The 23,573-nt window shown below is 60.7% G+C and carries 21 protein-coding genes; 9 read left to right on the top strand and 12 right to left on the bottom strand.

Annotated features, from left to right (window positions below; genetic code table 11):
* Positions 1-9: 9 nt before the first annotated feature.
* From JJQ51_RS08940 to JJQ51_RS08930, 3 genes are all read right to left on the bottom strand, one after another.
* Positions 10-246, bottom strand: a complete 237-nt coding sequence (locus JJQ51_RS08940; protein ID WP_269244596.1) for a FitA-like ribbon-helix-helix domain-containing protein — start codon at positions 244-246, stop codon at positions 10-12.
* 129 nt (positions 247-375) lie between these two features.
* Entirely contained in the window at positions 376-3,519 is a 3,144-nt protein-coding gene (locus tag JJQ51_RS08935) for an efflux RND transporter permease subunit (RefSeq protein ID WP_145635868.1), read from the bottom strand.
* 9 nt (positions 3,520-3,528) lie between these two features.
* Positions 3,529-4,833 (bottom strand): efflux RND transporter periplasmic adaptor subunit, encoded by a 1,305-nt coding sequence (locus JJQ51_RS08930; RefSeq protein WP_269244595.1) that lies wholly within the window; start codon positions 4,831-4,833, stop codon positions 3,529-3,531.
* 101 nt (positions 4,834-4,934) lie between these two features.
* Between JJQ51_RS08930 and JJQ51_RS08925 the strand changes: the two genes are divergently transcribed.
* Positions 4,935-5,612, top strand: coding sequence for a TetR/AcrR family transcriptional regulator (locus JJQ51_RS08925; RefSeq protein WP_233788632.1), 678 nt, complete (start codon positions 4,935-4,937; stop codon positions 5,610-5,612).
* Between the two features lie 205 nt (positions 5,613-5,817).
* On the opposite strand, the gene JJQ51_RS08920 is transcribed toward JJQ51_RS08925, so the two are convergent.
* On the bottom strand, positions 5,818-6,057 hold the full coding sequence (locus tag JJQ51_RS08920) for a hypothetical protein (protein WP_092719326.1): 240 nt from the start codon (positions 6,055-6,057) through the stop codon (positions 5,818-5,820).
* Positions 6,058-6,154: 97 nt separating this feature from the next.
* Between JJQ51_RS08920 and JJQ51_RS08915 the strand changes: the two genes are divergently transcribed.
* Positions 6,155-6,355, top strand: a complete 201-nt coding sequence (locus JJQ51_RS08915) for a hypothetical protein (protein WP_162748826.1) — start codon at positions 6,155-6,157, stop codon at positions 6,353-6,355.
* A gap of 136 nt (positions 6,356-6,491) precedes the next feature.
* Here JJQ51_RS08915 and JJQ51_RS08910 read toward each other — a convergent pair whose 3' ends face one another.
* Positions 6,492-6,950 (bottom strand): helix-turn-helix domain-containing protein, encoded by a 459-nt coding sequence (locus JJQ51_RS08910; protein WP_113331585.1) that lies wholly within the window; start codon positions 6,948-6,950, stop codon positions 6,492-6,494.
* A gap of 186 nt (positions 6,951-7,136) precedes the next feature.
* Positions 7,137-7,445 (bottom strand): hypothetical protein, encoded by a 309-nt coding sequence (locus JJQ51_RS08905; RefSeq protein ID WP_113352964.1) that lies wholly within the window; start codon positions 7,443-7,445, stop codon positions 7,137-7,139.
* 273 nt (positions 7,446-7,718) lie between these two features.
* Here JJQ51_RS08905 and JJQ51_RS08900 point away from each other — a divergent pair, with 273 nt between their 5' ends.
* The 4 genes from JJQ51_RS08900 (at position 7,719) to JJQ51_RS08885 (ending at position 11,766) form a co-directional block, all read left to right on the top strand.
* The gene (locus JJQ51_RS08900; protein WP_269244594.1) at positions 7,719-8,732 is read left to right on the top strand and encodes an ABC transporter substrate-binding protein; all 1,014 of its coding nucleotides are present in this window, start codon (positions 7,719-7,721) and stop codon (positions 8,730-8,732) included.
* Between the two features lie 197 nt (positions 8,733-8,929).
* Positions 8,930-9,943: an ABC transporter substrate-binding protein gene (locus tag JJQ51_RS08895; protein WP_269244593.1), complete on the top strand. Its 1,014-nt coding sequence runs from the start codon at positions 8,930-8,932 to the stop codon at positions 9,941-9,943.
* A 109-nt stretch (positions 9,944-10,052) separates the two neighbouring features.
* Entirely contained in the window at positions 10,053-10,871 is an 819-nt protein-coding gene (locus JJQ51_RS08890) for an ABC transporter ATP-binding protein (protein WP_113249660.1), read from the top strand.
* 13 nt (positions 10,872-10,884) lie between these two features.
* Positions 10,885-11,766 carry an ABC transporter permease gene (locus JJQ51_RS08885; RefSeq protein WP_113352962.1) on the top strand — a complete coding sequence of 294 codons (882 nt, stop codon included), beginning with the start codon at positions 10,885-10,887 and terminating at the stop codon, positions 11,764-11,766.
* Between the two features lie 249 nt (positions 11,767-12,015).
* On the opposite strand, the gene JJQ51_RS08880 is transcribed toward JJQ51_RS08885, so the two are convergent.
* From JJQ51_RS08880 to JJQ51_RS08865, 4 genes are all read right to left on the bottom strand, one after another.
* Positions 12,016-13,431 (bottom strand): sensor histidine kinase, encoded by a 1,416-nt coding sequence (locus JJQ51_RS08880; RefSeq protein ID WP_113352961.1) that lies wholly within the window; start codon positions 13,429-13,431, stop codon positions 12,016-12,018.
* Complete coding sequence (locus JJQ51_RS08875; RefSeq protein WP_095433066.1) at positions 13,421-14,089, bottom strand: response regulator; 669 nt, start codon at positions 14,087-14,089, stop codon at positions 13,421-13,423. The genes JJQ51_RS08880 and JJQ51_RS08875 overlap by 11 nt, the downstream gene beginning before the upstream one ends.
* Before the next feature lie 63 nt (positions 14,090-14,152).
* On the bottom strand, positions 14,153-15,943 hold the full coding sequence (locus tag JJQ51_RS08870) for an alpha/beta fold hydrolase (RefSeq protein WP_152095763.1): 1,791 nt from the start codon (positions 15,941-15,943) through the stop codon (positions 14,153-14,155).
* A 10-nt stretch (positions 15,944-15,953) separates the two neighbouring features.
* Complete coding sequence (locus JJQ51_RS08865; protein ID WP_113420400.1) at positions 15,954-17,468, bottom strand: lipopolysaccharide biosynthesis protein; 1,515 nt, start codon at positions 17,466-17,468, stop codon at positions 15,954-15,956.
* Positions 17,469-17,656: 188 nt separating this feature from the next.
* On the opposite strand from JJQ51_RS08865, the gene JJQ51_RS08860 reads away from it, so the two are divergent.
* A complete protein-coding gene (locus tag JJQ51_RS08860) occupies positions 17,657-18,511 on the top strand; it encodes a glycosyltransferase family 2 protein (protein ID WP_113352958.1) in 855 nt (284 codons plus the stop codon).
* Here JJQ51_RS08860 and JJQ51_RS08855 read toward each other — a convergent pair.
* Entirely contained in the window at positions 18,478-19,680 is a 1,203-nt protein-coding gene (locus JJQ51_RS08855; protein WP_113352957.1) for a glycosyltransferase family 4 protein, read from the bottom strand. The genes JJQ51_RS08860 and JJQ51_RS08855 overlap by 34 nt on opposite strands.
* A 559-nt stretch (positions 19,681-20,239) precedes the next feature.
* On the bottom strand, positions 20,240-20,476 hold the full coding sequence (locus tag JJQ51_RS08850; RefSeq protein ID WP_015341532.1) for an Lrp/AsnC ligand binding domain-containing protein: 237 nt from the start codon (positions 20,474-20,476) through the stop codon (positions 20,240-20,242).
* Between the two features lie 207 nt (positions 20,477-20,683).
* On the opposite strand from JJQ51_RS08850, the gene JJQ51_RS08845 reads away from it, so the two are divergent.
* On the top strand, positions 20,684-21,967 hold the full coding sequence (locus JJQ51_RS08845) for an NAD(P)/FAD-dependent oxidoreductase (RefSeq protein ID WP_183809630.1): 1,284 nt from the start codon (positions 20,684-20,686) through the stop codon (positions 21,965-21,967).
* 36 nt (positions 21,968-22,003) lie between these two features.
* Positions 22,004-23,539, top strand: a complete 1,536-nt coding sequence (gene amaB, locus JJQ51_RS08840; protein ID WP_113420397.1) for an L-piperidine-6-carboxylate dehydrogenase — start codon at positions 22,004-22,006, stop codon at positions 23,537-23,539.
* The last annotated feature ends 34 nt before the right edge of the window (positions 23,540-23,573 follow it).

Genomic DNA, 23,573 nt, shown 5'->3' with positions numbered 1-23,573 from the left:
CGAAGTGAATCACGAAATGAAATCGACTGGAATCCCCAATGATTCAGTCTGAATGTCCGACGCTCTAGCAGCCATGCGACGACGGATTGTTTCAGCCAAATTGGGCTGACGCTTTTCTTCCGTCAACAAGGCCGCCCGCAGAATGTCTCGCGCCTCATCCTCCATCGATCGCCCGTGTGCGGCGGCGCGAATGCGGAGCCGGGTCTTTAAATGATCGTCGATGTTGCGGATCGTCATACTGGCCATAGAAATACCCTGTCATCAATGATTGCACATTAATCATTGATGACAAATTTGGTAATTCAAGACGACACATCCGGTGCCTGATCGAGATCTCCACTCGCTCTCTTTCGAGAGAGAGCGAGTGGAGAGGCCTTAATGCGCCACGTCAGGGTTGGTGGCCTCCGGAGCTGCCGTCGACCGAACATTGCCCTTGAAGACACGGCGGACGGAGACGAAGAGCAGCGGGATGAAGAAGATGCCGAGTACGGTTGCCGAGATCATGCCGCCCATGACGCCGATACCGATCGAATTCTGGCTGCCGGAACCGGCCCCGTTGGCGACCGCCAGCGGCAGCACGCCGAGGATGAAGGCAAGCGAGGTCATCAGGATCGGTCGCAAGCGCTGGCGGGATGCTTCCAGCGTTGCGTCGATCAGGCTTTTGCCCTGGTTCTGCTGCTCGATGGCGAATTCGACGATCAGGATGGCGTTCTTTGCCGCCAGACCGATTGTTGTCAGCAGGCCCACCTTGAAGTAGACGTCGTTCGACTGACCGAAGATGGTTGCGGCCAGCAGTGCGCCGAAGATGCCGATCGGGACGGACAGCATGACGGCAAGCGGGATCGACCAGCTCTCATAAAGGGCGGCGAGCGCCAGGAAAACGACCAGGATCGAAATCGCGTAGAGCTGGCTTGCCTGGTTACCCGAAAGCTTTTCCTGGGCAGACAGGCTGGTCCATTCGTGGCTGAAGCCCGGCGGCAGGCTTGCCATGATCTTGTCGATCTCGTTCATGGCGTCGCCCGAGGAGACGCCAGGCGCCGCGGAGCCGAGGATTTCGACTGCGGACGAGCCATTATAGCGCTCCAGACGCGGTGAACCATAGGTCCATTCGCCGCTCGAGAAAGCGGAGAATGGCACCATGTCGCCGCCGGAATTGCGCACATACCAGCGGCCCAGGTCTTCGGGCTGCATGCGGAAATCCTTGTCGGCCTGGACATACACCTTCTTGACGCGGCCGCGGTCGATGAAGTCGTTGACGTAGGTGCCGCCCCAGGCCGTCGATAGCGTCGTGTCGATATCCGAAAGGCCGATGTTCAGTGCGCTCGCCTTTTCCTGATCGATATTCACGGAATATTGCGGCGTGTCTTCCTGGCCGTTCGGGCGCGTTCCGAGCAGCTTATGGTTCTGTGCGGCTGCCCCAAGCAGCTGATTGCGGGCTGCTATGAGCGCATCATGGCCAGCGCCATTGATATCCTTGATGAAGAAATCGAAGCCGCTCGAGCTGCCGAAGCCGGGGATTGCCGGCGGTGCCAGCGCGAAGACGCTACCGTCCTTGATCTTGGAAAAGGCTCCCATGGCGCGACCGGCGATGGCTTGTGCCTTCGACTGCGGTGTCTTGCGCTGATCGAAATCCTTCAACCTGACGAAGACGAGGCCGACATTCTGGCCCTGGCCGCTGAATCCGAATCCGGCGACCGCGAATGCGCCCTCGACATAGTCCTTCTCGTTGTTGAGATAGTAATCTCTCACCTGGTCGAGCACCGCCCAGGTACGGGAATCCGTGGCGCCTGGAGGCAGCTGGATCGCCGTCAGCAAAATGCCCTGGTCTTCCTCCGGAAGGAAGGAGCTCGGCAGGCGGTTGAACAGGACGGCCACTGCGCCGCCGATCAAGACGAACACCAGCAGGAAGACGATGCTCAGCCGGATCATGCCGTGCACGCCGCGCTGATATCCTCTCGTTCCCCGCTCGAAATTGCGGTTGAACCAGCCGAACACGCCCTTTTCCTTCGCACCATGTTTGGGCTGCCTGAGAATGGTGGCGCACAAGGCCGGCGTGAGGATAAGCGCGACGATGACTGATAGCACCATCGCCGAGACGATCGTCACCGAGAACTGCCGGTAGATGATGCCGACCGAACCGGAGAAGAAGGCCATCGGGATGAACACGGCCGACAAGACCGTGGCGATGCCGATCAGCGCGCCGGTGATTTCCTGCATCGACTTGATCGTCGCCTCGCGCGGCGACAACCCCTCTTCCTCCATCACGCGCTCGACATTTTCGACGACGACGATGGCGTCGTCGACCAGAAGGCCGATCGCCAGCACCATGCCGAACATGGTCAATGTGTTGATGGAATAGCCGAACATCGCCAGCACGCCGAAGGTGCCGAGCAGGACGACCGGGACGGCGAGCGTCGGGATCAGCGTGGCGCGCAGGTTCTGCAGGAAGACGAACATGACGATGAAGACGAGCACGATGGCTTCGAACAGCGTCTTGACCACGTCCTCGATAGAAAGCTTCACGAAGGGCGTCGTATCGTAGGGATAGACGATCTCCACGTTCGGCGGCAGGGTCTCGCTCATATTGCCGATGGCTGTCCGCACCGCTTCGGCCGTATTGATGGCGTTGGCGCCGGAGGCGAGCATCACCGCGAGGCCGGCGGAGGGATGACCGTTATAGGTGGTCGACGTCGTATAGCTGTCTGCTCCGAGTTCCACGGTGGCGACATCGTTGATGCGCACCAGCGAGCCGTCGGACTGGCTTTTCAGGATGATGTTTTCGAACTGCTGCGGCGTCTGCAGGCGGCTCTTTGCGGTGACCGTCGCATTGAGCTGCTGGCCCTTGCGCTGCGGCAAGGCACCCAGCTGGCCAGCCGAGACCTGAGAGTTCTGGGCCTGGATTGCGCTCGTTACGTCGCTCACCATCAGCTGATATTTGGCAAGCTTGTCCGGATCCACCCAGATGCGCATGGCATAGCCGGCACCGAAGATCTGCGTATTGCCGACGCCTTCGATGCGCTTCAGCGTGTCGTTCAGGGTGCTGGAGACGTAATCGGCAAGATCGTTCGAGTTGAGCTTGCCATCCGTCGACACGAAGCCGACGACCATCAGAAAGTTCGAGGTCGATTTCGAAACGGTGATGCCGGTATTTTGAACGGTCTGCGGCAGCTGGGCGGTGACGAGCTGCAGCTTGTTCTGCACCTGCATCTGCGCGACGTCAGGATCGGCCTTGTTGGTGAAGGTCAACGAGATCGAGGCCTGACCCGTCGAGGTCGAGGTCGATGTCATGTAGTCGAGATTGTCGATGCCGGTCATGCCCTGCTCGATGACCTTGGTCACCGAGTTTTCGACGGTTGCGGCGTCAGCCCCGGAATAGGTGGCGCTGATGCTGACTGTCGTCGGGGCGATCTGCGGATATTGCGAAATCGACAGCGTGAAGATCGAAAGTGTGCCCGCCAGCATGATGACGATAGCGATCACCCAGGCGAAGATCGGCCTGTCGATGAAAAAACGAGACATCGTCTAACCTCACTTCTGGACGCCGGAGGCGGCTTTCATATCGGTCTTTTCCAGGCCGGCCTGCTCCGCGGACGGCTTGCTATCGGCGGCAGCCTGCTTCACTTCGCCGGTCGCATCGTCAATCGTTACCGGAGAAACGGTGACTTCCTGACCGTCGCGAACACGCTGGACGCCTTCGACGATCACGCGATCGCCATCGGCAACGCCCTGGTTGACAAGCCAGCTGTTGCCGATGCTGCGTTCCACCTTCAACACCCGCTGCTGCACCTTGCCCTCGGCGGTCACGAACATGGCGATCGGCTCGCCCTTCGTGTTGCGGGTCACGGCACGCTGCGGCACGAGGAAGCTGTTTTCGGCAATGCCTTCCTGAATGGTGGCGCGCACATACATGCCCGGCAGCAGGATGCGATCCGGATTGGGGAAGACGGCGCGCACGGTGATGGTGCCGACCGTTTCCGCAACGGAGGATTCGGCAAATTCCAGTTTGCCGCTTTCCTTGTATTGGCTGCCGTCCTCAAGCGTCAGATGCACGGAAACGTTGTCGCCGCTCGTTTTCAGCCGGCCGTCCGCGACGGCGCGGCGGAATTCGAGCAGGTTGGTGCTCGACTGCGTGACATCGACATTGATTGGATCGAGCTGGCGAATGGTGGTCAGCGCCGTGGTCTGATCGGCAGTGACGAGCGCGCCGACGGTGACGGTGGAGGCATCGACGCGGCCGGAGATCGGCGCTCTCATCTTGGTATAATCGAGATTGATCCGTGCGGTCTCGAGCGCCGCCTTGGCAGAGGCGACATCGGCCTGTGCCTGGACGAGCGTGGACTGCGCGTCATCGAAATCCTGCTTGCTGACCGCGTTCTGGGCGCTCAGGCCCTTGTAGCGGTCGAGCTTGGCCTGGGCGCTGGGCACGGCGCCCTCTGCCTTCTGCAACGAGGCTGCGGCGCTGTCATACGATGCCTGATAAGAGGACGGATCGATCTCATAGAGCACATCGCCTTCCCGGACCTCGCTGCCCTCCTTGAAGTTGCGGCTGCGGATGATGCCGCCAACCTGCGGCCGCACTTCGGCGACGAGGTAGGCGCTGGTGCGGCCAGGCAGTTCGGCGGTGATGGCAACGGATTGCGGATGCAGCGACATCGCGCTCACTTCCGTCTTGACGGCGGGAGCAGTGCTCTGGGCGGAATTCTGCTGGTTGCAGCCCACCAGCAACATCGCGGCGACAATTCCGACGGCGGTCAGCGAGCCGCGGCCAACCGGAAGGCGGGCTGATATCACCGGATATGCGGGTACAGAAGTGGGAGGGGCGAGCTTTCGCACGTTGCTATTTCCTGTTGCCTTATTTATAGTACCAAGTCGTACAGAAAATATTTGTACTGCTTCAAATGTCAATCGTATTCGACTGTTGGGGTCAAGACGGTGTGCTGACAAAGGAACGAGCAGCCAAGGCCGACCAGGTTGCCAAGCGCCGCCCGCGCGGCCGGCCGAAAACCGTGAACGACGATGCGCGCCGCGCGGAGATCGTCGCGGAGGCGCGCGCAACCTTCTATGAGCTGGGTTACGGCGGCACAACCATGGATCTGGTTGCTGCCCGGTGCCGGATTTCGAAGCAGACCCTCTACAGGTTGTTTCCGAGCAAGACCGATCTCTTCGCGGCCATCATCGCCGAGCATCGCGCATCGATGCTGGCCCTGCCGCGGCCTGCAGACGAGAATTTGCCGTTCGACAAGGCGCTCGAACTGATATTCATGATCGACATCGATGAAGATCAGGAGCGCGAACGGGACGCCTTCATTCAACTTGCCATCAGTGAGTCGCAGCAATCTCCGGAAATCGCCAGGCTGCTACATACTTATGGCGCCAGACAATCACAGCAGTTGCTGGCGGATTGGCTTATCGAGCAGCAGCGGCGCGGCTTGATCGAAATTGCCGATGCGGCAAGCGGAGCGCGCATGCTTATGAGCATGATCTTCGATGCGATGATTTCGAGGCCGGGTCGTCCGAAGGATTGGCCGGATCGCGAAACGCGGTTGCGCCATTTGCGCCATTGCATCGGGATTTTTACCGCTGGCGTCCAGCCGCGCAAAGGTGGCTGCTGAAGCGCCGCGATCTTTTGAATTCGCTTCTTTCGTGGGGTTTTGATTTTATGGAGGTCATTGTTGCAAAGCCGCTGCAGGCTTCTGCGCGACATGCTTTTGGTCGGCTGTCCCCGACGATCTTGGTTCACGAAGAAAAATGCCGACATGGCCTGCTGAGCCATACCGGCATCATTCCGTATCCGGCAAAGGCCGGGATTACTTTAATTCAGTGTGCCACCACGTTTGCCGTGTCCGTTCCCTCTTCGAACAAGGGATTGGGCAAGCCATTTTCATACATTTCCTGCAGCACGGCCCCAAGCGCCAAGTCCAGGCACCAGACCGGGAATTCCGCATTCAGGTTTTTGGCGCTTTGCCGTGCATAAGTGATGAGCCGAGCGATTGAGGCCAGTTCCTTGAGCGAGTCGGGATCCTGGTATGCTGCGTCGATCGGAAGTGCTGCTGTCATTTCGTACCCTCTATTGCCCCCGTTCCCGGCAGACGAATCGTGTCTGGCCGGAAACATGAGCAAACCGTAACGGATGTTTTGCAGCTTGGCGCGTGACATGCAGCGTGACACGATGCGTGATTGCTGCAAAATTTTGCTTTTGCAATTTCAAGGCGTGAAATACGGCATGCAAGGAGTAGGAGGGCGCTTCGCGTCGACCATTTGCGCGCAAAATCCGCTATGCTTCCACCATCAGCGTGATTTTGGTGCCGCCTGGATGTCAATCTTGGCGGCCCGCTTCGCGCCGATGCCAGGCTAGACGGACTGGAATTTTCGGGGAGAGTTCAGGACCCAAAGAGAGTCGCGATCCTTCGGATTCGCTCCTTGCGCTTAAGGGCCTTGATCTCGCGCATGTCGTCCTCGCAAAACCGCTGCGCACTTTTGCGCAAAATGCTTTAGTTGCGCAAGCCGACCGATGCGTTCGTTGCGCGCGGAAGGTGGTCCGGCAGCGCATCGGAAGTACTTGCCAGCGATTTGATCAATGTCAGCACGGACTGGCGAATGCTTGGATCGTTGATTTTCATGAACGCCTTGTTGAGGCTCAGGCCTTCTTTGGACGTCAGGAAATCCGACAGATCCTCCAGCCCATTGATTGCGCCGAGGCCGTCGGTGTTCAGCGGCTGCGAATTGTCTTGCTGGAAGAAGAAGGCAACCGGTACGGCGAGCACGCCGGCAATGGCCTGCAGTCGGCTGGCACCGATGCGATTGGTGCCTTTTTCGTATTTTTGCACCTGCTGAAACGTCACGCCGATCTGTTCGGCAAGCCGCTCCTGGCTCATGCCAAGCATAAGACGGCGCGTGCGGACGCGAGAGCCTACATAGGCGTCGATCGGGTTCGGTACTTTTGCACTCACTGCGCAATCTCCTTATTCAAATAGGGCTGGCGGATTACACCATACTTTGGCCCTTAACGACAAAGGGCGCGTGCTCTATCTGCCCGCGAAATGTGCGTTAAATGTGGGTGGAGCTCAACTAAAAGTCTTTTTATATTACGTTTTGTGACTCCGTACACGCATAAACCGCAGAAAAGCTGATTCGCGTCAATGCGGATTGAAGACCGAGGACGGCTTGCAATTATAGACAGGACAGGCCGGGTTATCTTTCGTCGGGACGTAGCTGCGGCTGGCATAGTCGGAGATGTCGCATTGCCCGCGGCCAGCCACATAGCGGTCGTAGAGAACGGGGCCGCCACGGGACGATGGATAGCGCAATATCACCGCGCGTTCGGCGGCAATCAGTTGCTGCACCGATGCGCAAGTCTTGCCGAGCGACTCATAGCGGGAAATTGCCGATGCCGGCCCGGCTATCGCCATCACCGTCGGAATAAGGGCTGCGGCAATGATCCTCATCGATGGTTCCTCTCAGCGAAAGCGCTGAACCTAAAATAGTCGCGATACGAGAAATGCCAAGATGCAATGACGCTTCCCGTTGTGCGGCTGTCTGCTTTTACATTGTTCTGGTGCCGACAGTCGCAGCCGTCCTGAAGTAAATTGCCAAATGGGGCGACGAGTTGCTTTCAGCTCAATGAAAGGTTGGGCGTGCATGTCTTTTCCGCTTCAGGAGGAAGCGCGTGCCGTGCCGTTATCAATCGGCGCCGGTACACAAATGGAGAGGAGGACTTCATGCGTGCATCCAGCATTCTCAGATATTCCGCGATTTTTTCCCTTGCGATAGCTGCAGCCGGATTTGCTGCCACTGTGGCCAATGCCGCTGACAAGATTTCCATCATGGTGGGCGGCTATGAGAAGCAGATCTATCTGCCGGCCAAGCTTGCCGAAGGGCTTGGCTATTTCAAGGAACAGGGGCTGACCGTCGAACTTCTCAATGAGCCTGCAGGCGTCGATGCGGAAAACGAAATGCTGGCAGGCGCCGTTCAGGGCGTCGTCGGCTTCTACGATCATTGCATCGACCTTCAGGGCAAGGGCAAATTCGTCGAATCCGTCGTGCAGTTCAGCCAGGCACCGGGCGAAGTCGAGCTGGTGTCGGCCAAGCATCCGGAAATCAAATCTGCCGCCGATTTCAAGGGCAAGAGTCTGGGCGTCACCGGCCTCGGTTCGTCGACCAATTTCCTGACGCAGTATCTGGCCATCAAGGCCGGCCTAAAGCTGGGCGAATTCACCTCCGTTCCGGTCGGTGCCGGTCAGACCTTCATCGCTGCCATGCAGCAGGATGCCATTCAGGCCGGCATGACGACCGAGCCGACGGTCTCGCGTCTCTTGAAGACCGGCGAGGCCAAGGTTTTGATCGATATGCGCACGATGGGCGGAACAAGAGCCGCTCTGGGTGGGACCTATCCTGCCGCGTCCCTCTATATGCAGGAGTCGTGGGTCAAGGATCACAAGGCGGAGGTGCAGAAGCTTGCGAACGCTTTCGTCAAGACGCTGCATTTCATCAACACCCATTCGGCCGCTGAGATCGCCGACAAGATGCCGAAAGATTTCTATGTCGGCGATAAGGACGGCTATGTGAAGGCGCTCGAAAACGGCAAGGCCATGTTCACCGCCGATGGTGTGATGCCCGAAGATGGCCCGAAAACCGTTCTTGCTGTACTTTCCGAATTCTCGAAGAATGTGCAGGGCAAGTCGATCGATCTGTCGAAGACCTATACGACCGAGTTCGTCAAGAACGCTAAATAGCGCGCGATAGCGTTTCCGGCGCCGGCGGTATAGTCCAGCCGCCGGCATCCGCGTTCATAAAATCACAATGTTCCCTCGCAGGGTTGCGCACTGAAAGCTGACTGAAAGGTTGCCCGCGCTAGTCTCGCTGAGCTTCGTGGAGGAAGCGCCTTTCCAGAGCGTCGTGTGGCGCAAGAATAAAACAGGAGGAGACATTGATGCGTCCATCGCGCACCTTTTTTCATACCGTAGCCCTTTCCCTCGTCATGACTGCTGCTTCGCTTGCAGCCACGGCCGCCAATGCTGCCGACAAGATTTCCATCATGGTGGGCGGCTACGAAAAGCAGATCTATCTGCCGGCCAAGCTCGCCGAATCCCTCGGCTACTTCAAGGATGAAGGCCTCGAGGTCGAGCTTCTCAACGAATCCGCCGGCGTCGACGCCGAAAACCAGCTGCTGGCAGGTGCCGTTCAGGGCGTCGTCGGCTTCTACGATCACTGTGTCGACCTGCAGGCCAAGGGCAAGTTCATCAAGTCCGTCGTGCAGTTCAGCCAGGCACCGGGCGAAGTCGAGCTGGTTTCGGCCAAATATCCGGATATCAAGTCCTTCGCCGACCTGAAGGGCAAGCGTGCTGGCGTCACCGGCCTCGGCTCGTCCACCAACTTCCTGACGCTCTATATGGCGTCGAAGGCGGGCCTCTCCCCGGCTGACATCACGCCGGTTCCGGTCGGTGCCGGCCAGACCTTCATCGCCGCCATGCAGCAGGATGCCATCCAGGTGGGCATGACCACCGAGCCGACGATCTCGCGCCTGCTGAAGACCGGCGAAGCCAAGATCCTCGTTGATCTGCGCACGCTGAAGGGTACCGAGGAAGCGCTCGGCGGTACCTATCCGGCTGCTTCGCTCTATATGGATGCCGCATGGGTCGACGCCCATAAGGAAGAAGTGCAGAAGCTTGCGAACGCCTTCGTCAAGACGCTGCGCTTCATCCATTCGCATTCCGCCGCTGAAATTGCCGAGAAGATGCCGAAGGACTTCTACGTCGGCGACAAGGAAGGCTACATCAAGGCTCTCGACGCCGGCAAGGAAATGTTTACGGCCGACGGCGTGATGCCGGAAGATGGTCCGAAGACGGTTCTCGCCGTGCTCTCGCAGTTCTCCAAGAACGTCAAGGGCAAGACGATCGACCTGTCGAAGACCTACACGACGGAATTCGTGAAGAACGTCAAGTAAGCAGTCATGACGCCGCTTCCGGCAGTTTCCGGAAGCGGCGGTCTAAGAGACTTCGCAGTTCACTGGGCTTTGCGTGCACGCCCTAAAGGCACGCGTCAGGATCAGCACCATGCAACAGGATGAACGCCGTACCCCGGCGATCGAACTCATCAATGTCAGCCGCCGTTTCGTATCGCCGACCGGCAAGTCGCTGACCGCACTGCGCGATTTCAATATGACCGTCGAGCGCGGCGAATTCGTCGCGGTTGTCGGGCCGACGGGCTGCGGCAAGTCGACGACGCTCAATCTCGTCACTGGCCTTGCCAAGCCGAGCGCGGGCGAAGTCCGCCTGATGGGCGGCCCGGTCGACGGCATCGACCGGCGCGTCGGTTTCGCCTTCCAGACGGATGCGCTCTTTCCCTGGCAGAATGTCATCGAAAACGTCATGGCCGGCCCGCTGTTCCGCGGCAAGTCGAAGGCCGAGGCTGAGAAGATGGCCAAGGACTGGCTCGCCCGCGTCGGCCTTTCAAAGTTCCTGCACCACTATCCGCATCAGCTGTCGGGCGGCATGCGCAAGCGCGTCTCGCTGGCGCAGACCTTCATCAATGAGCCGGAAATCCTGCTGATGGACGAGCCTTTCTCGGCGCTTGACGTACAGACGCGCACGGTCATGCATGAGGAGCTGCTGAAGCTCTGGGCCGAGCGCCAGGCCTCGGTCGTCTTCGTGACACACGATCTCGAAGAGGCTGTCGCGCTCGCCGACAAGGTCTATGTCCTGACGGCCGGGCCGGCGACGGTGAAATCGGTCTACACGATCGACCTGCCGCGCCCGCGCGTCGTCTCGGAAATCCGTTACGAGCAGAACTTCATCGATTATTGCAAGACGATCTGGGACGACCTGCGCGAAGAAGTCGAAACCAGCTATCGCCGTGCCGCGGAAGCGGCATAAGGGAGGATTGATCATGGCAAACACAGCTCTCGAAGCAGGCAATGCCCCGATCTTCCGCGCCGGCACCTCGGACGCGGAAATCGAAGCCGCAGCACTGAAGGCGCTCGCTCGTCGCAAGTATGTCGTCAAGGCATGGCAGATCGGCATTTTGCTTGCCATCCTCGGCCTCTGGCAGCTCGCCTCCGACCTGCACTGGATCGATCCGTTCTTCTATTCTAGCCCCTATGGCATCGCGCTGCGCCTCTGGGAGTGGATCGTCGACGGCACCGAGAGCGGCTCGCTCTGGTATCACCTCGGTGTCACCATGGAAGAAGCGCTGATCGGCTTTATCATCGGCTCTGTGACCGGCGTCCTTGTCGGCGTCGCCCTTGGCCGCAACAAGCTCGCTTCCGATATCCTCTCGATCTACATCAAGGCGATCAACTCGATCCCGCGCGTCGTTCTCGCGCCGATCTTCGTGATGATCATGGGTCTCGGCCTGGCGTCGAAGGTGGCGCTGGCCTTCATCATGGTGTTCTTCGTCGTGTTCGCCAATGCCTTTCAGGGCGTTCGCGAAGCCGACCGCAACATGATTGCGAATGCCCGCATTCTCGGTGCTTCCAACTGGCAGGTCACCCGCAAGGTGATTTTGCCGTCGGCGATGAGCTGGATTTTTGCAAGCCTGCACATCTCCTTCTCCTTTGCCATCATCGGCGCCATCGTCGGTGAGTTCGTCGGATCGCTGGCCGGCATCGGCTACCTGATCTCGATTGCCAAGGGCACCTATGACGCAGCCGGCCTCTATGCCGCGATCATCCTGGTGATGATCGTCACGCTCGGCGCCGAATATGTGATGACGCTCATCGAAAACCGCATCACCCGCTGGCGTCCGCAGCAGAGCCTCGACACGCATTAAGCGTTGCTTTTCTGGCACCTCCCAAGGCCAGGGGCCGGGCGTTTCGCCCGGCCTTTTTTGTTGGTCAGAAGACAGGGCCATCCTCGCCCTTCGAGGCTTCGCTCCTCAGGGTGAGGATGGAGTGCGCGCCGCATCGTATAGCTAGTTTAGCATGCAGTCTTGCCCAGAAAGTTAGCTCTCATGGTGAGGAGGCCTGCAGGGCCATCTCGAACCACGAAGGGCGGGTGGTGGGCAACCGGGCCTCGTGCCTCAAACAGCCGGCAGCCGCACGCTGACCAGCAGCCCGCCGCCGGATGCGTCGCCAAGCGTGACCGAGCCGCCGGCGCCATCGACGACTTCGCGGACGATGGCGAGGCCGAGGCCGCTGCCCTCCGGTTCGGTGCCCATGATGCGATAGAAGCGTTCGAAAACCTGCGTGCGTTCGGCTTCCGGGATGCCCGGCCCGTTGTCTTCGACCCATAGCAGAGCCGTATCGCCTTCCCGACTGACGCCGACCGTCACGCGGCCGCCCGGCTGCGTGTAGCGCAGCGCATTGTCGACGAGATTGACCAGCATTTCGCGCAGCATGGTGCCGTCGCCTTCGATATGGACCGCCGTTTCATCCGCCTCGAGCCCAAGGTCGATATTGCGCCGCAGGGCTTCCTCGGCGAGCGTTTCCAGCACGCGCCGGGCCGTTTCCGCCAGATCGATCGTATCGCTTCGTGGCCGGCGGCTGCCGGGCTCAGCGCGTGAAAGCGTCAGGAGCTGGCTGGCAAGCCGCGTCACCTGCCGGGTGCTGGACCGCAATGCCGTCAGCGCCTCGTCGCGCCTGACATTGTCGGTTTCACGGGCAGCAAAGCTTGCCTGCGTCGAGATCAGGGCGAGCGGTGTCCGCAGCTGGTGAGCGGCATTCGAGACGAAGCGACGCTGCGCCGCCATCTGGTTCTGCACCCGCTCCATGTGGTCGTTGAGGGCGTGGACGAGCGGCCGAAGCTCATTCTGCACCATGTGAGGGTCCAGCGGATCGAGGCGCTGCCGTCCGCGTTCGCGCACGGCATCACGCAGCCGAAGCACGGGAGCAAGCCCGCGCTGCAAGCCGATGATGGTCACCAGCCCGGCAAGCAGGACAAGCGCGAGCTGTTTGGTGAAATCCGACAGCCACAGCCTGCGGCGCATGGCATACTGGCTGTTATGGGTAACGGCAACGGTGACGGAAATCGTGCTGTCCTGATCGAGGCCAACAACCGGGTGGCTCAGCATGAGTACGCGGACGCCATCGGTCCGAAATGTCATGTCCTCGCCGCTAAAATCCCGTTTCGGCCGTGGCAGATCGGGAAAACCGGCGATGAGGTTCCCCCACGCCGTGACCACCTGATAGAAGACGCGGTCGCCATAGCCGGTGTCGAACATTTCCAGCGCTGCCGGGGGAATATCGATCTGCACGGTGCCGCTGCCGTCGACATGCGTCGCTTCCGCGATGACGCGGGCCGAGGCGAGCAGCGTGCGGTCGGTGACAAGATCGGCCGTCGCATCGGCCGAACGGAAGCTTAGATAAAGGTTGATGCAGATCGCGCCGATCAGGGTCAATACGACCCAGGCAAACAGCTGCGCGCGCAGGCTCGTCGTCAGCGCGCGAAGGCTGCGGCCGACGATTCTCTTCGACGCAGGGGCTTCATCATTGCGCATGGCGAAGGAGGTAACCCAAGCCGCGCAGTGTCGCGATCTGCACGGAGCTGCCTTCGAGCTTCTTTCGGACGCGATGCACATAGATCTCGATGGCGCTGGTATCGGCGAGATCGTCGAAGCCGAAGACGCTTTCCGAGAGCGTCGCCTTGGTGACGGTCGTGCCGGCTTTCATGACGAGATGTTCGAGCACTGCATGTTCGCGCGGCGTCAGCGCCAGCGATTCGCCGGCCAGATAGAATTGCCGCGTGCCGCCATCGAACACCAAGTCGCCGACGGCGATCTCCGGCGCGGCGCGATCGTGGCCGCGGCGGACGGCCGCGCGTATGCGGGCTTCCAGCTCGGCAATCTCGAAAGGCTTGGCGAGGTAGTCGTCGGCGCCGCTGTCGAGGCCGGCGACCCGGCCGTCGAGACTGGCATTGGCCGTCAGGATGATGACCGGCACCTTGTTGCCGCTCTGGCGCAGCCGCTTGAGCAGCGTCAGCCCGTCCATTTTCGGTAGCGACAGATCGAGGATGACAATGGCGTAGGCCGCCACTTTCAGCATGTGCTCGGCATCCTCGCCATCATAAGCGATGTCGACGACATACTGCGCCTGACGCAGCGCCTTGCCGAGCCAGGACGCCAGTTCGCGGTTGTCTTCGACGATCAGGAGCCTCATGAAGCGACTATACAGCAAGTGTCGGATATGGCGAACAATTCCGGCGGTTTTCCAGTCAGTGGATCATCGGTTGGCGAGCCTTAGGCCCATCTCACGGACCTCCCTCAGATAGACCTTGCGCGCATAGGGCGGGGTCAGATTGTGGTCGGCTTCGGGAATGATGGTGAGGCGTATATCCGGAAAATGCTTCAGGCCCGCGCCGTTTTCGCCGAACTCGTCATGCAGGTGATCGAGGCCGATATCATGGGCGCTGTAGATCAGGGACATGTCGACGCCGCGTTTGGTAAGCGTTCGGAAACCACCCAGCACAGGTCCTTGAGCCGCAGCAAAGATGGGGAACGTACCGAGCAGGTGGCGAGCCGTCCGTATCGCCCGCCGTCCGAGCCCGGTCGCCATGTTGCATATGGCGCTCCTTGCATCGATCTGGCCGCCGAAGAGCCGCTTCAGCGTTTCCATCTGCAGGAGTTTGCGCCCGTAGGTTTCGAGCGATCGGGGAGCGAAGCGCAGCGCTTCATCGACCGATCGACTCTCGTCCCAATGGAAGCTGTAGGGATTGACCGTGATGAGGCCGCGGCAGCGCACATCGCGTAACGCTGCCTGAAAGGCGAGATAGCCGCCGCTGCAGCGTCCTACCACATAGGCTGGCAGCAAGCCCCGCTTCTCCAGAAAGTCCAATGCCTCAATAACATCGAGATGCTGGTCGCGGGAATAGAGCACCTGCTCGGGTGCCCCGGAAAGCGGCGGGCTGTCGCCGACATTGGCCGTATCGAAACGCAGCGAGGCAATGCCGTCCTGGGCAAGCGCACGTGCCATGGTGACCGACATCCGGCCCCAGCCCGCATGTCGGTCATAGGCTGTCGTCAGGAGCAGGGCGGTCGCGCCCGTTCGGGCACCCTGCGGCTCGCAGAGAATGCCGAACAGTCGATTGTCCGCGCCGAAACGCAGCGGCGTCTCGCGAAAGCCTTCGCCGATGAGAGCTTCCGCGACCGGCGGCGTAAGATCGGGCGATGCGATTTCAGTGGTGTTGCCCGCGATCGACCGCACCCATTCGGCTATTTTCCGGCGGGCCGCCGTCGGCATGGTGGCGATGGTCGGGTTCGAGACGAGATCGTCGTAACCATCAAAGGAGGCCTGCGTGACCCGGGGGCCGAGCGTTTCGAGATGACGCGCGAAATCGTCGTCTCCCGGGCGGCCCGGGCGTGTCAGTATCAAGCAATTCGGCGTGGCCAGTCGATCAAGCGTCATGAGGTTCAGCTTCCTGACCGCATCGGCGGCGCTATCGGGCATGCGCAGGCTGGCGACGGTGACGCCCTCGGTCTGACGCTGCGCTTCGGAAAGCCCCATGCTTTCATCGATCATCTTCGACCAGACGGTCAGTTCGCGCAGATAGGCGCGGCCAGAGATGACGGGCGCGAGAAAGGCTATGCCGTCGATGCCGGCAAGCCGCTCGGCGAGAGCAGTGGCGATGGTCCCGCCGAGACCCTGGCTGACGAGCATCAGCCGCTCACAGCCGGAAAGCGCTTTCAACTGTGTAGCGGCGGCCAGCGCGGTTTCATGCCACGGCGACAGACCTTCGCCCGCATCGACGATATCGAGCGCATCGCCGGTGCCGGCATAATCGAAGCGCAGACTGGCGACGCCGATCTCGGCAAGATCCTCGGCCAGAATCCGCCAGAACTTGCGCAGGCACATTTCCTCGAAGCCCCAGGGGCTGAGAAACAGGGCGGCGGTGTTGCGCGAAGGTGCCATGGCCGATGTGAACAGGCCGACCGTTCCGGCGAAGGTTACCGGGGCCGCTGCCGATCTCGACTGCCTTCCTTTGTCTTCTTCCTCGGCGGCTCCCCAACCAGCCATGCTAGTCTCCTCACATTCGGCGTGGGGCCAATAGGGCCAGAGCCTGAGTGGCAATCGGATTGATACGTGCAGGCAACCGCGTCGCGATCTTCTGCATGACCTCGATATCTTCGGCTGGAACGGCTTTCAGCATTCTGAGCGCAATGCCATAGGCCAGAGCGCCGGCGATGATGGCGCCCACGAGACCTGCGACACCGGTCAGCGCCTGAACGAAACCATAGGCTGCAACCGCGCATAGAATGGCAGCAACCGTAACTTTTGCAAGGTTGATGAGCATACCGCGCGTCGATCCTTCGAATTCCATGCGGCGTACCGTCATCAGGCACAGGGCGACAAAGGCGAGCAGACGAACCAGCGCCGCACCCTCGCCTCCGAAAAAGGGTACGGCGATGACGCAGCCGATGACCATGATGACGCTGGCGATGACGCCGAGGACGGTGCGTTCGCGCACGCGATCCAGCGAATAAAGATATTGCGTGCAAATCTGCATGAAGACATAGGGCACCGCGGTCAGGGACAGCAGCGCCACCATGCCGCCGCTCGGCGCAAAGGCCGGGCCGAAGATCGTCACGACAAGCTCCGGCGAAATGGCGGCAAGTCCGAAGCTCATCGGCAGGGTGATATAGGCTATGCTGCGCGCCACGCCGGCAAAGACCTCGACCGGCAGCTTGTCCGATGCCCGGGCATGCATCTGTTCGGAATAATAGGGCAGAAGGCTGCCGCTTAATTGTACGGGCAGCTGCAGTGCGAGATTGGCGAGCGAGAGGCCGACGGCATAAAAGCCGACCGCTTCGATGCCCCAGTAGCGCTGCAGGAAGACGAGTTCGATACGATTGAGAAAAATCGAGCTGTTGATGAGTTCGATCGAGAGGATGAGCGACGAGCCGATGAGAGCGGAAAGGCCGACGCCGCAGCTGTTCTTGCGCGCGATCGCAATCCTGAGCGTCGCGATGAACATCGGCAGCTGCCCAATCGCATAGCCGGCGAGCGCGCCGCTGACGCCGAAGAAGATCGCTCCCGCAAGGACGGTAACGAGCTGCAGCGCCGAACTTATTATGGTGATGCGCAGGAAAGCGCCGACTTGCTGCTCGCCGATCAGATAGTTCTTGCTGTAGGCGCCGAGAGACTGAAGAACGAAGAATACGCCCGTGATCACAATGACTTCGGATGCATCGCCCGCCCAATGCAGCCGCTCCGTATCCCAATAATAGGCGGCGTAGCCTGCAAGCAGGATCACGGTTGCGAGAATCGTCGGCTGCAGAAGATACGCGGCAAAACCAAGCCGTTCTTCGGTAGAATAGCCGTTCCCCTTCAGCTGGGGCAGAATGCGCAGCAGGGTAACGCCGGCGCCGAGCTCGGCGATCAGTGCTCCCGTCGTCGTCAGCCACAGAGAAAAGGCGATGATGCCGTTGGCCTCGGGGCCCAGCAGGCGCGCCGCTATGATCGAACATGCAAAGCCGGTCGCAAGCAGGGTCAATCCCGCCGCCGCGTTCAAAACCGAATTTGCCATTATGCTCTTCGTCATGAAGATAGACCGCTCCTCAAACTGCCGGAACCTACCGCACATGTCCGGCTTTTCGTGGGGATAGCGTCAGCTCTATTTCATATGCCTTAATATTTAGGGTTTAATGCTGCGCTAAGTTCGTTTTTTACTTCGGCTAATATTCTTTCTCTCTGATATTGGCCGCTCGAGGGCTTGTGCGGAGGGTTTCATTGTTCAGCCTTATCGTCTGCACGATCGATCGTTTCGATCAGCTGGAGCGGCTATTCCGTTCGCTGGTGGGGCAGAGTCATAAGGATTTCGAGGTCATCGTCGTCGATCAGAACCTCGACGACCGGCTGCGCGAGCTTATCGACCGCTTTTCCCCCTCCTTCCTCATTCGTCACGTCCGTTCGCCGAAGGGACTTTCGCGGGCGCGCAACAAAGGCATGGCGGTTGCGGAGGGCGATTACGTCTGTTTTCCCGACGATGACTGCTGGTACGAGGCCGATACGCTTTCGACGGCCGCGACTTTGTTTGCCGAGCACCCCGACCTCGCGATCGTCACCGGCCGAACGCTTGATGCCCAAGGTCTTGCCTCCGTCAGCCCGACGGGTGAGACGCGGCTTGCCCTGACCCGGTGGAACTATCTGAGGTGCGGCAATTCCAATGGCATCTTCGTGCGCCGTGCGGCCCTGGTCGATATCGGTGGTTTCGACGAGGATCTCGGCGTCGGCTCGGAATCGCCGTTCCAGAGCGGCGAAGAGGCGGATTTCCTGCTTCGCGCGCTTGGCGCCGGCAGACAAGCGATGTTCTTTCCCGAGCTCATCGTCCATCACGATCAGGTCACGAGCGAATACGGGCCGCGGCAGGTGGAGCGTGCGCGCAAATATGGGCGCGGCTTCGGCGCGCTGATGCGCAAGCAGGCCTTTCCCTTGTATTATGTCAGCTATCGCCTGTTTCGCCCGGTCGCCGGCTGGCTGGCGGCGCTGGCGCGATTCAACCTTGATGCGGCCCGCTACAAGCGCGCCTGGCTGGTGGGGATTCTGGAAGGTTACGCCGCCTGGCCGCGCTGGCGCAGGAACTGAGGCGACTTGCCTTTCGGCGTCAGGGTTTCCGCATAGATATCCATATAGCGCTGGGCGACCTCGTCCCAGGCATAGGCACGGGCATCGCGCAACAGCTCCTGTCGCAGGCTCAGGTCGTCGCCCTGTAGGCGCTCAAAGGCGGCGGTCAGCGCATCGGCGGCAGCTTCCGGATTGGAGAAATCCGAGAGCATGAGGGCCGGGTGGGTTTCGGCCATCGCCTTATAGGCCTCGTTGGCGTTCAGCACCGGCAGCAGGCCGGCGCTCATCGCTTCGATCGCCACGAGACCGAAGCCTTCGTACTCGGAGGCCGAGGCGAAGAGCGATGCGCGGGCGATGATGTTGCGGATCGAGCCTTCGTCGATCGAGACATGCAGCGCGACATTGCGCTCCAGATTGCGAACGGCAATTTCCTTTTCCAGCATTGCCCGGTCGAGATCCGATTCGGCGCCGATAATGTCGAGATGCCAGTCCTCATGGCGGCCTGCCAGCACCTTCATGACGTCAAGCAGATGATCGAGTCGCTTGTTGATCGAGAAACGGCCTATCGTGACGATGCGGCGACGTGCTTCCAAAGCGGCGCAATTGGAAAACTTGCCGACATCGGCGCCGTTTTCGATCAGGTGCACGCGGCTTTCGGCAATCTGCGCAAAGAGCCGCGCGTCGGACTGGCTGCAGCAGATGAGAGAGGCATAACCGAGCGCGGAAAGCCGCGTTGCCGTGTTGAACCAGACCTTCTTGATGGCCGCATATTTCTGCGTGTGGAAGAAGCCGCCATGGGTGGTGGCGACCATGGGCCGTCCGTGCATCAGCTTGCCCCAGGCCAGCGCATCGAAGAAGAAATCGACGGCGTGGACATGAACGAGGTCGGCATCGGCCAGATGGCGGAAAACCTTGGGCGCCAGCGGATATCGGCTGGAGCCGGACCAGGGAATGCGGACGATTTCGATGCCGTCGATGGTCTCGCTTTCGGCAAGTTCCCGGCCGGGATCGGAAAATAGGCTGTTGCAGGTGACGACGCGGACGCGATAGCCGCGAGAAACCAGCTGGCGGCACAGATTGGCAACGACATCTTCAAGGCCGCCCTTGTTCGGCAGGAACTGACGCACGACATGCACGATCAGCGGCCCGGCCTGCTTGTTTGCCTGAATATCCGCAACAGCCGATGTCATCGATCCACCCTCGACCCCAATGCCGCGCCATGCACCGGCAATCCGGCGCTGCAGCGCGCCGCCCGTTGATCAGTTGGCAAAGCAGATCATCGGGTCGGTTAAAAAGGGTTTAATTCTGCGCAGAAAGCCCAGCGGTTTCGGACAAGAGGGTTAATGTCGGGCCGATTTGCGGAGTGGGAGGAGCTTGTCTGGTGGATGTGCGGTGGCGCGACACCATGATTGTCGGTTGCTCCTGTGACCTGCCCCTCACTCCCGCCCTCTCCCCGCTTGCGGCAGGGCTATCGCATATGGAGGCGGACGAGCACCATAAGCTTCTTCTCCCCTTGGGGAGAGGTGGCCCGAAGGGTCGGATGAGGGGGTTATCGATTTGAATTCATGGATTTTGGTGGTCTTGGCAGGCACCCCCTCATCCGCCTGTCGGCACCTTCTCCCCGCTGGGGAGAAGGAGGACGGCGGCGATCTCCGCTCATATGCGATAGCCCTGCCGCAAGCGGGGAGAGGGCTAGATGAGGGGCAATCCCGCGAATGTGACTTCAATTGCGACCCGAGTCCAAGCCTCTCAAAACGCTCGGAAGGTCAGCGTCGTCAGCGAGCGGACGATGCCCGGGATATTGGCGATGTGGTCGTTGATGAACTTGCCGATATCCTGCTCTTCGGCGATGTAGACCTTCATCAGCAGGTCGTAGTCGCCGCTGGTGGAATACAGTTCCGAAACAAGCTCCGTCTGGTAGATCGCATCGGCGACCTCATAGGTCTTGCCGGGGGCGCATTGGAGCTGAACGAAAATGGGCTTCATGAGAATGTCCTGCTTCTGTCTGCCGCCGCCATAGCGGCCGGCTTTTCCCTATCATGGTCGAAAGCGCCTTCGCCATGCAAGTTTTTCTCCAGAGCCGATGATTTTTTGGCATCATGCCATGTCCATCGGATGTTGCTCTTGCCGCTTCCGCAATTTCGAGCATGGCGCTAGATTGGCGCGATTATCTCTGTCGATTGGACCGATTTCATGCTGAATGACCCGCGCTCTCACGGTCTTTGGGAAAAGACCGCTCCCCCACCGCCGGCAACCAAGCCGCTTTCCGGTGATATCAATGCCGATGTCGTGGTGGTCGGGGGCGGCTATACCGGTCTTTCGACGGCGTTGCATCTGGCGGAAGCTGGTACCAGCGTCGTGCTGCTGGAAGCCAATGAAATCGGCTTTGGCGGCGCGGGCCGCAATGTTGGCCTCATCAATGCCGGCATGTGGGTGATGCCGGACGATTTGCCCGGCGAACTCGGTGCCGTCCACGGCGAGCGACTGCTCGATCTGCTCGGCAACGGGCCGAAGCTGGTTATGGAGCTGATCGACAAGCATGGCATCGCCTGCGAACTCGAACGCAACGGCACACTGCATTGCGCTGTCGGGCCGGAGGGGCTGAAGGAAATCGAAGAGCGGGCCCGGCAATGGGAAAAGCGCGGTGCGCCGGTCACGGTATTGGATTCGCGGGAGACGGAGCGCCGGGTCGGCAGCTCGGCCTACACCGGGGCGTTGCTCGACATGCGCGCCGGCACGCTGCAGCCGCTTGCCTATGCGCGCGGCCTTGCCCATGCCGTCGTCAAAGCCGGCGTTGCCATTCACACCGGCAGCCGGGTGACATCGACGGAAAGAAGCGGTGCGAAATGGGTGGTTTCGACCGAGCGCGGCAAGGTGAGCGCCGACTGGATCGTGGTGGCTACGGACGCCTACAGCACCGGCCCGTGGGAAAAGGTTCGGAACGAACAGGTGCATCTGCCCTATTTCAATTTCGCTACCGTCCCGCTCGGCGACAACTTGCGCAAATCCGTGCTGCCGGGGCGTGAAGGCGCCTGGGATACCAAGGAAGTGCTCTCGTCCTTCCGTATGGATCAGGCCGGCCGGCTCGTATTCGGCAGCGTCGGCGCGCTGCGCAACACCGGTCTTGCCATCCACAAGAATTGGGCTCGGCGCTCGATCAGGAAACTCTTTCCGCAGCTTGGCGACATTCAATTCGAATGCGAATGGTATGGCAAGATCGGCATGACCGACAATGCGCTGCCGCGCTTCCACAAGCTGGACCGGAATGTCGTCGGTTTCTCAGGCTATAACGGCCGCGGGATTGCGCCCGGCACAGTGTTCGGCAAGGTGCTTGCCAGCCATATCCTGGGGCAGATTTCCGAGGCCGATCTGCCGCTGCCGGTAACCGATATCGTCGAGCCGAGCTTCAGGGCGGCAAAGGAAATGTGGTACGAGGCCGGTGCCCAGGCCGCGCATTTCGTCGGTGCCCGGGTGTAAAATAATCCAACAGGCATTACGGGAAGAGGAAACAAGATGATCGCGACATCAGATCTTGCTGCCGAAACCAAGACAATACTGACGGAACTTGCCGTATCGGCCGATCGCTACACCGGCGGAACGCTGGTCGTCACCTCACCGGTCACCGGCGCCGAGATCGGTCGGCTGAAGGAGCATTCGACTAATGAGGCGAAGGCTGCGATCGCGGCGGCACACGACGCGTTTCTTATCTGGCGCAATGTGCCGGCGCCGAAGCGCGGCGAGCTGATCCGCCTGCTTGGCGAGGAGCTGCGCGCCGGCAAGGCGGCCCTTGGGCGTCTCGTCTCGATCGAAGTGGGCAAGATCACCTCCGAGGGCCTCGGCGAAGTGCAGGAGATGATCGATATCTGCGATTTCGCCGTCGGTCTCTCGCGCCAGCTTTATGGTCTCACCATCGCTACGGAGCGCTCCGAGCACCGGATGATGGAAAGCTGGCATCCGCTGGGCGCGATCGGCATCATCTCGGCCTTCAACTTCCCCGTCGCGGTCTGGTCGTGGAATGCGGCGCTTGCCATGGTCTGCGGCAACTCCACCATCTGGAAACCGTCGGAGAAAACCCCGCTGACGGCGCTTGCCGTGCAGGCCCTGTTCGAAAAGGCGCTGAAGCGCTACGTCGCCGAGGGCGGCGAGGCGCCCGCCAATCTTTCGACCCTGCTGATCGGTGGCCGCGATCTTGGCGAGTTGCTGGTCGATCATCGCCAAGTGCCGCTGGTCTCGGCGACCGGATCGACGGCCATGGGCCGCGCCGTCGGCCCGCGTCTTGCAGGCCGTTTCGCCCGCGCCATCCTCGAGCTTGGCGGCAACAATGCCGCGATCGTCTGCCCGACGGCCGATCTCGACCTCACCCTGCGTGGCGTTGCCTTTTCGGCCATGGGCACGGCCGGCCAGCGCTGCACGACGCTGCGCCGCCTCTTCGTCCACGACAGCGTTTACGATCAGCTCGTTCCGCGTCTGCAGAAGGCCTACGGTTCGGTGACGATAGGCAATCCCCTTGAAGCCGGTACTCTGGTCGGCCCGCTGATCGATAAGCAGGCCTTCGACCGCATGCAGGCGGCCCTCGCCGCTGCGAAGGCGGCCGGCGGCACCGTGACGGGCGGCGAGCGCGTCGAAAACGGCTCTGCCGATGCCTTCTATGTCCGCCCGGCGCTCGTCGAAATGCCCGAGCAGACCGGCCCCGTCGAGCAGGAGACCTTTGCGCCGATCCTCTATGTCATGAAGTACAGCGATTTCGACAAGGCGCTGGCGCTGCATAACGCCGTGCCGCAAGGCCTGTCGTCCTCGATCTTCACCAATGACATGCGGGAAGCCGAGACGTTCGTCTCCGCGCGTGGTTCGGATTGCGGCATCGCCAACGTCAATCTTGGCCCCTCCGGTGCCGAGATCGGCGGCGCATTCGGCGGCGAGAAGGAAACCGGTGGCGGGCGCGAGTCCGGATCCGATGCCTGGAAGGCCTATATGCGCCGAGCGACCAATACGATCAATTACGGCCGCACCCTGCCGCTTGCCCAGGGCGTCAAGTTCGACGTGGCATAGCGCGAGAGCCTTGCTGCATTGCGATGGAGAGGAT

The organism is Rhizobium sp. AG207R, from assembly GCF_027109195.1.
Classification (GTDB): Bacteria; Pseudomonadota; Alphaproteobacteria; order Rhizobiales; family Rhizobiaceae; genus Rhizobium; species Rhizobium dioscoreae.
Note: the sequence above shows the minus strand (reverse complement) of the source record. Positions and strands in the feature narration are given on the sequence as shown.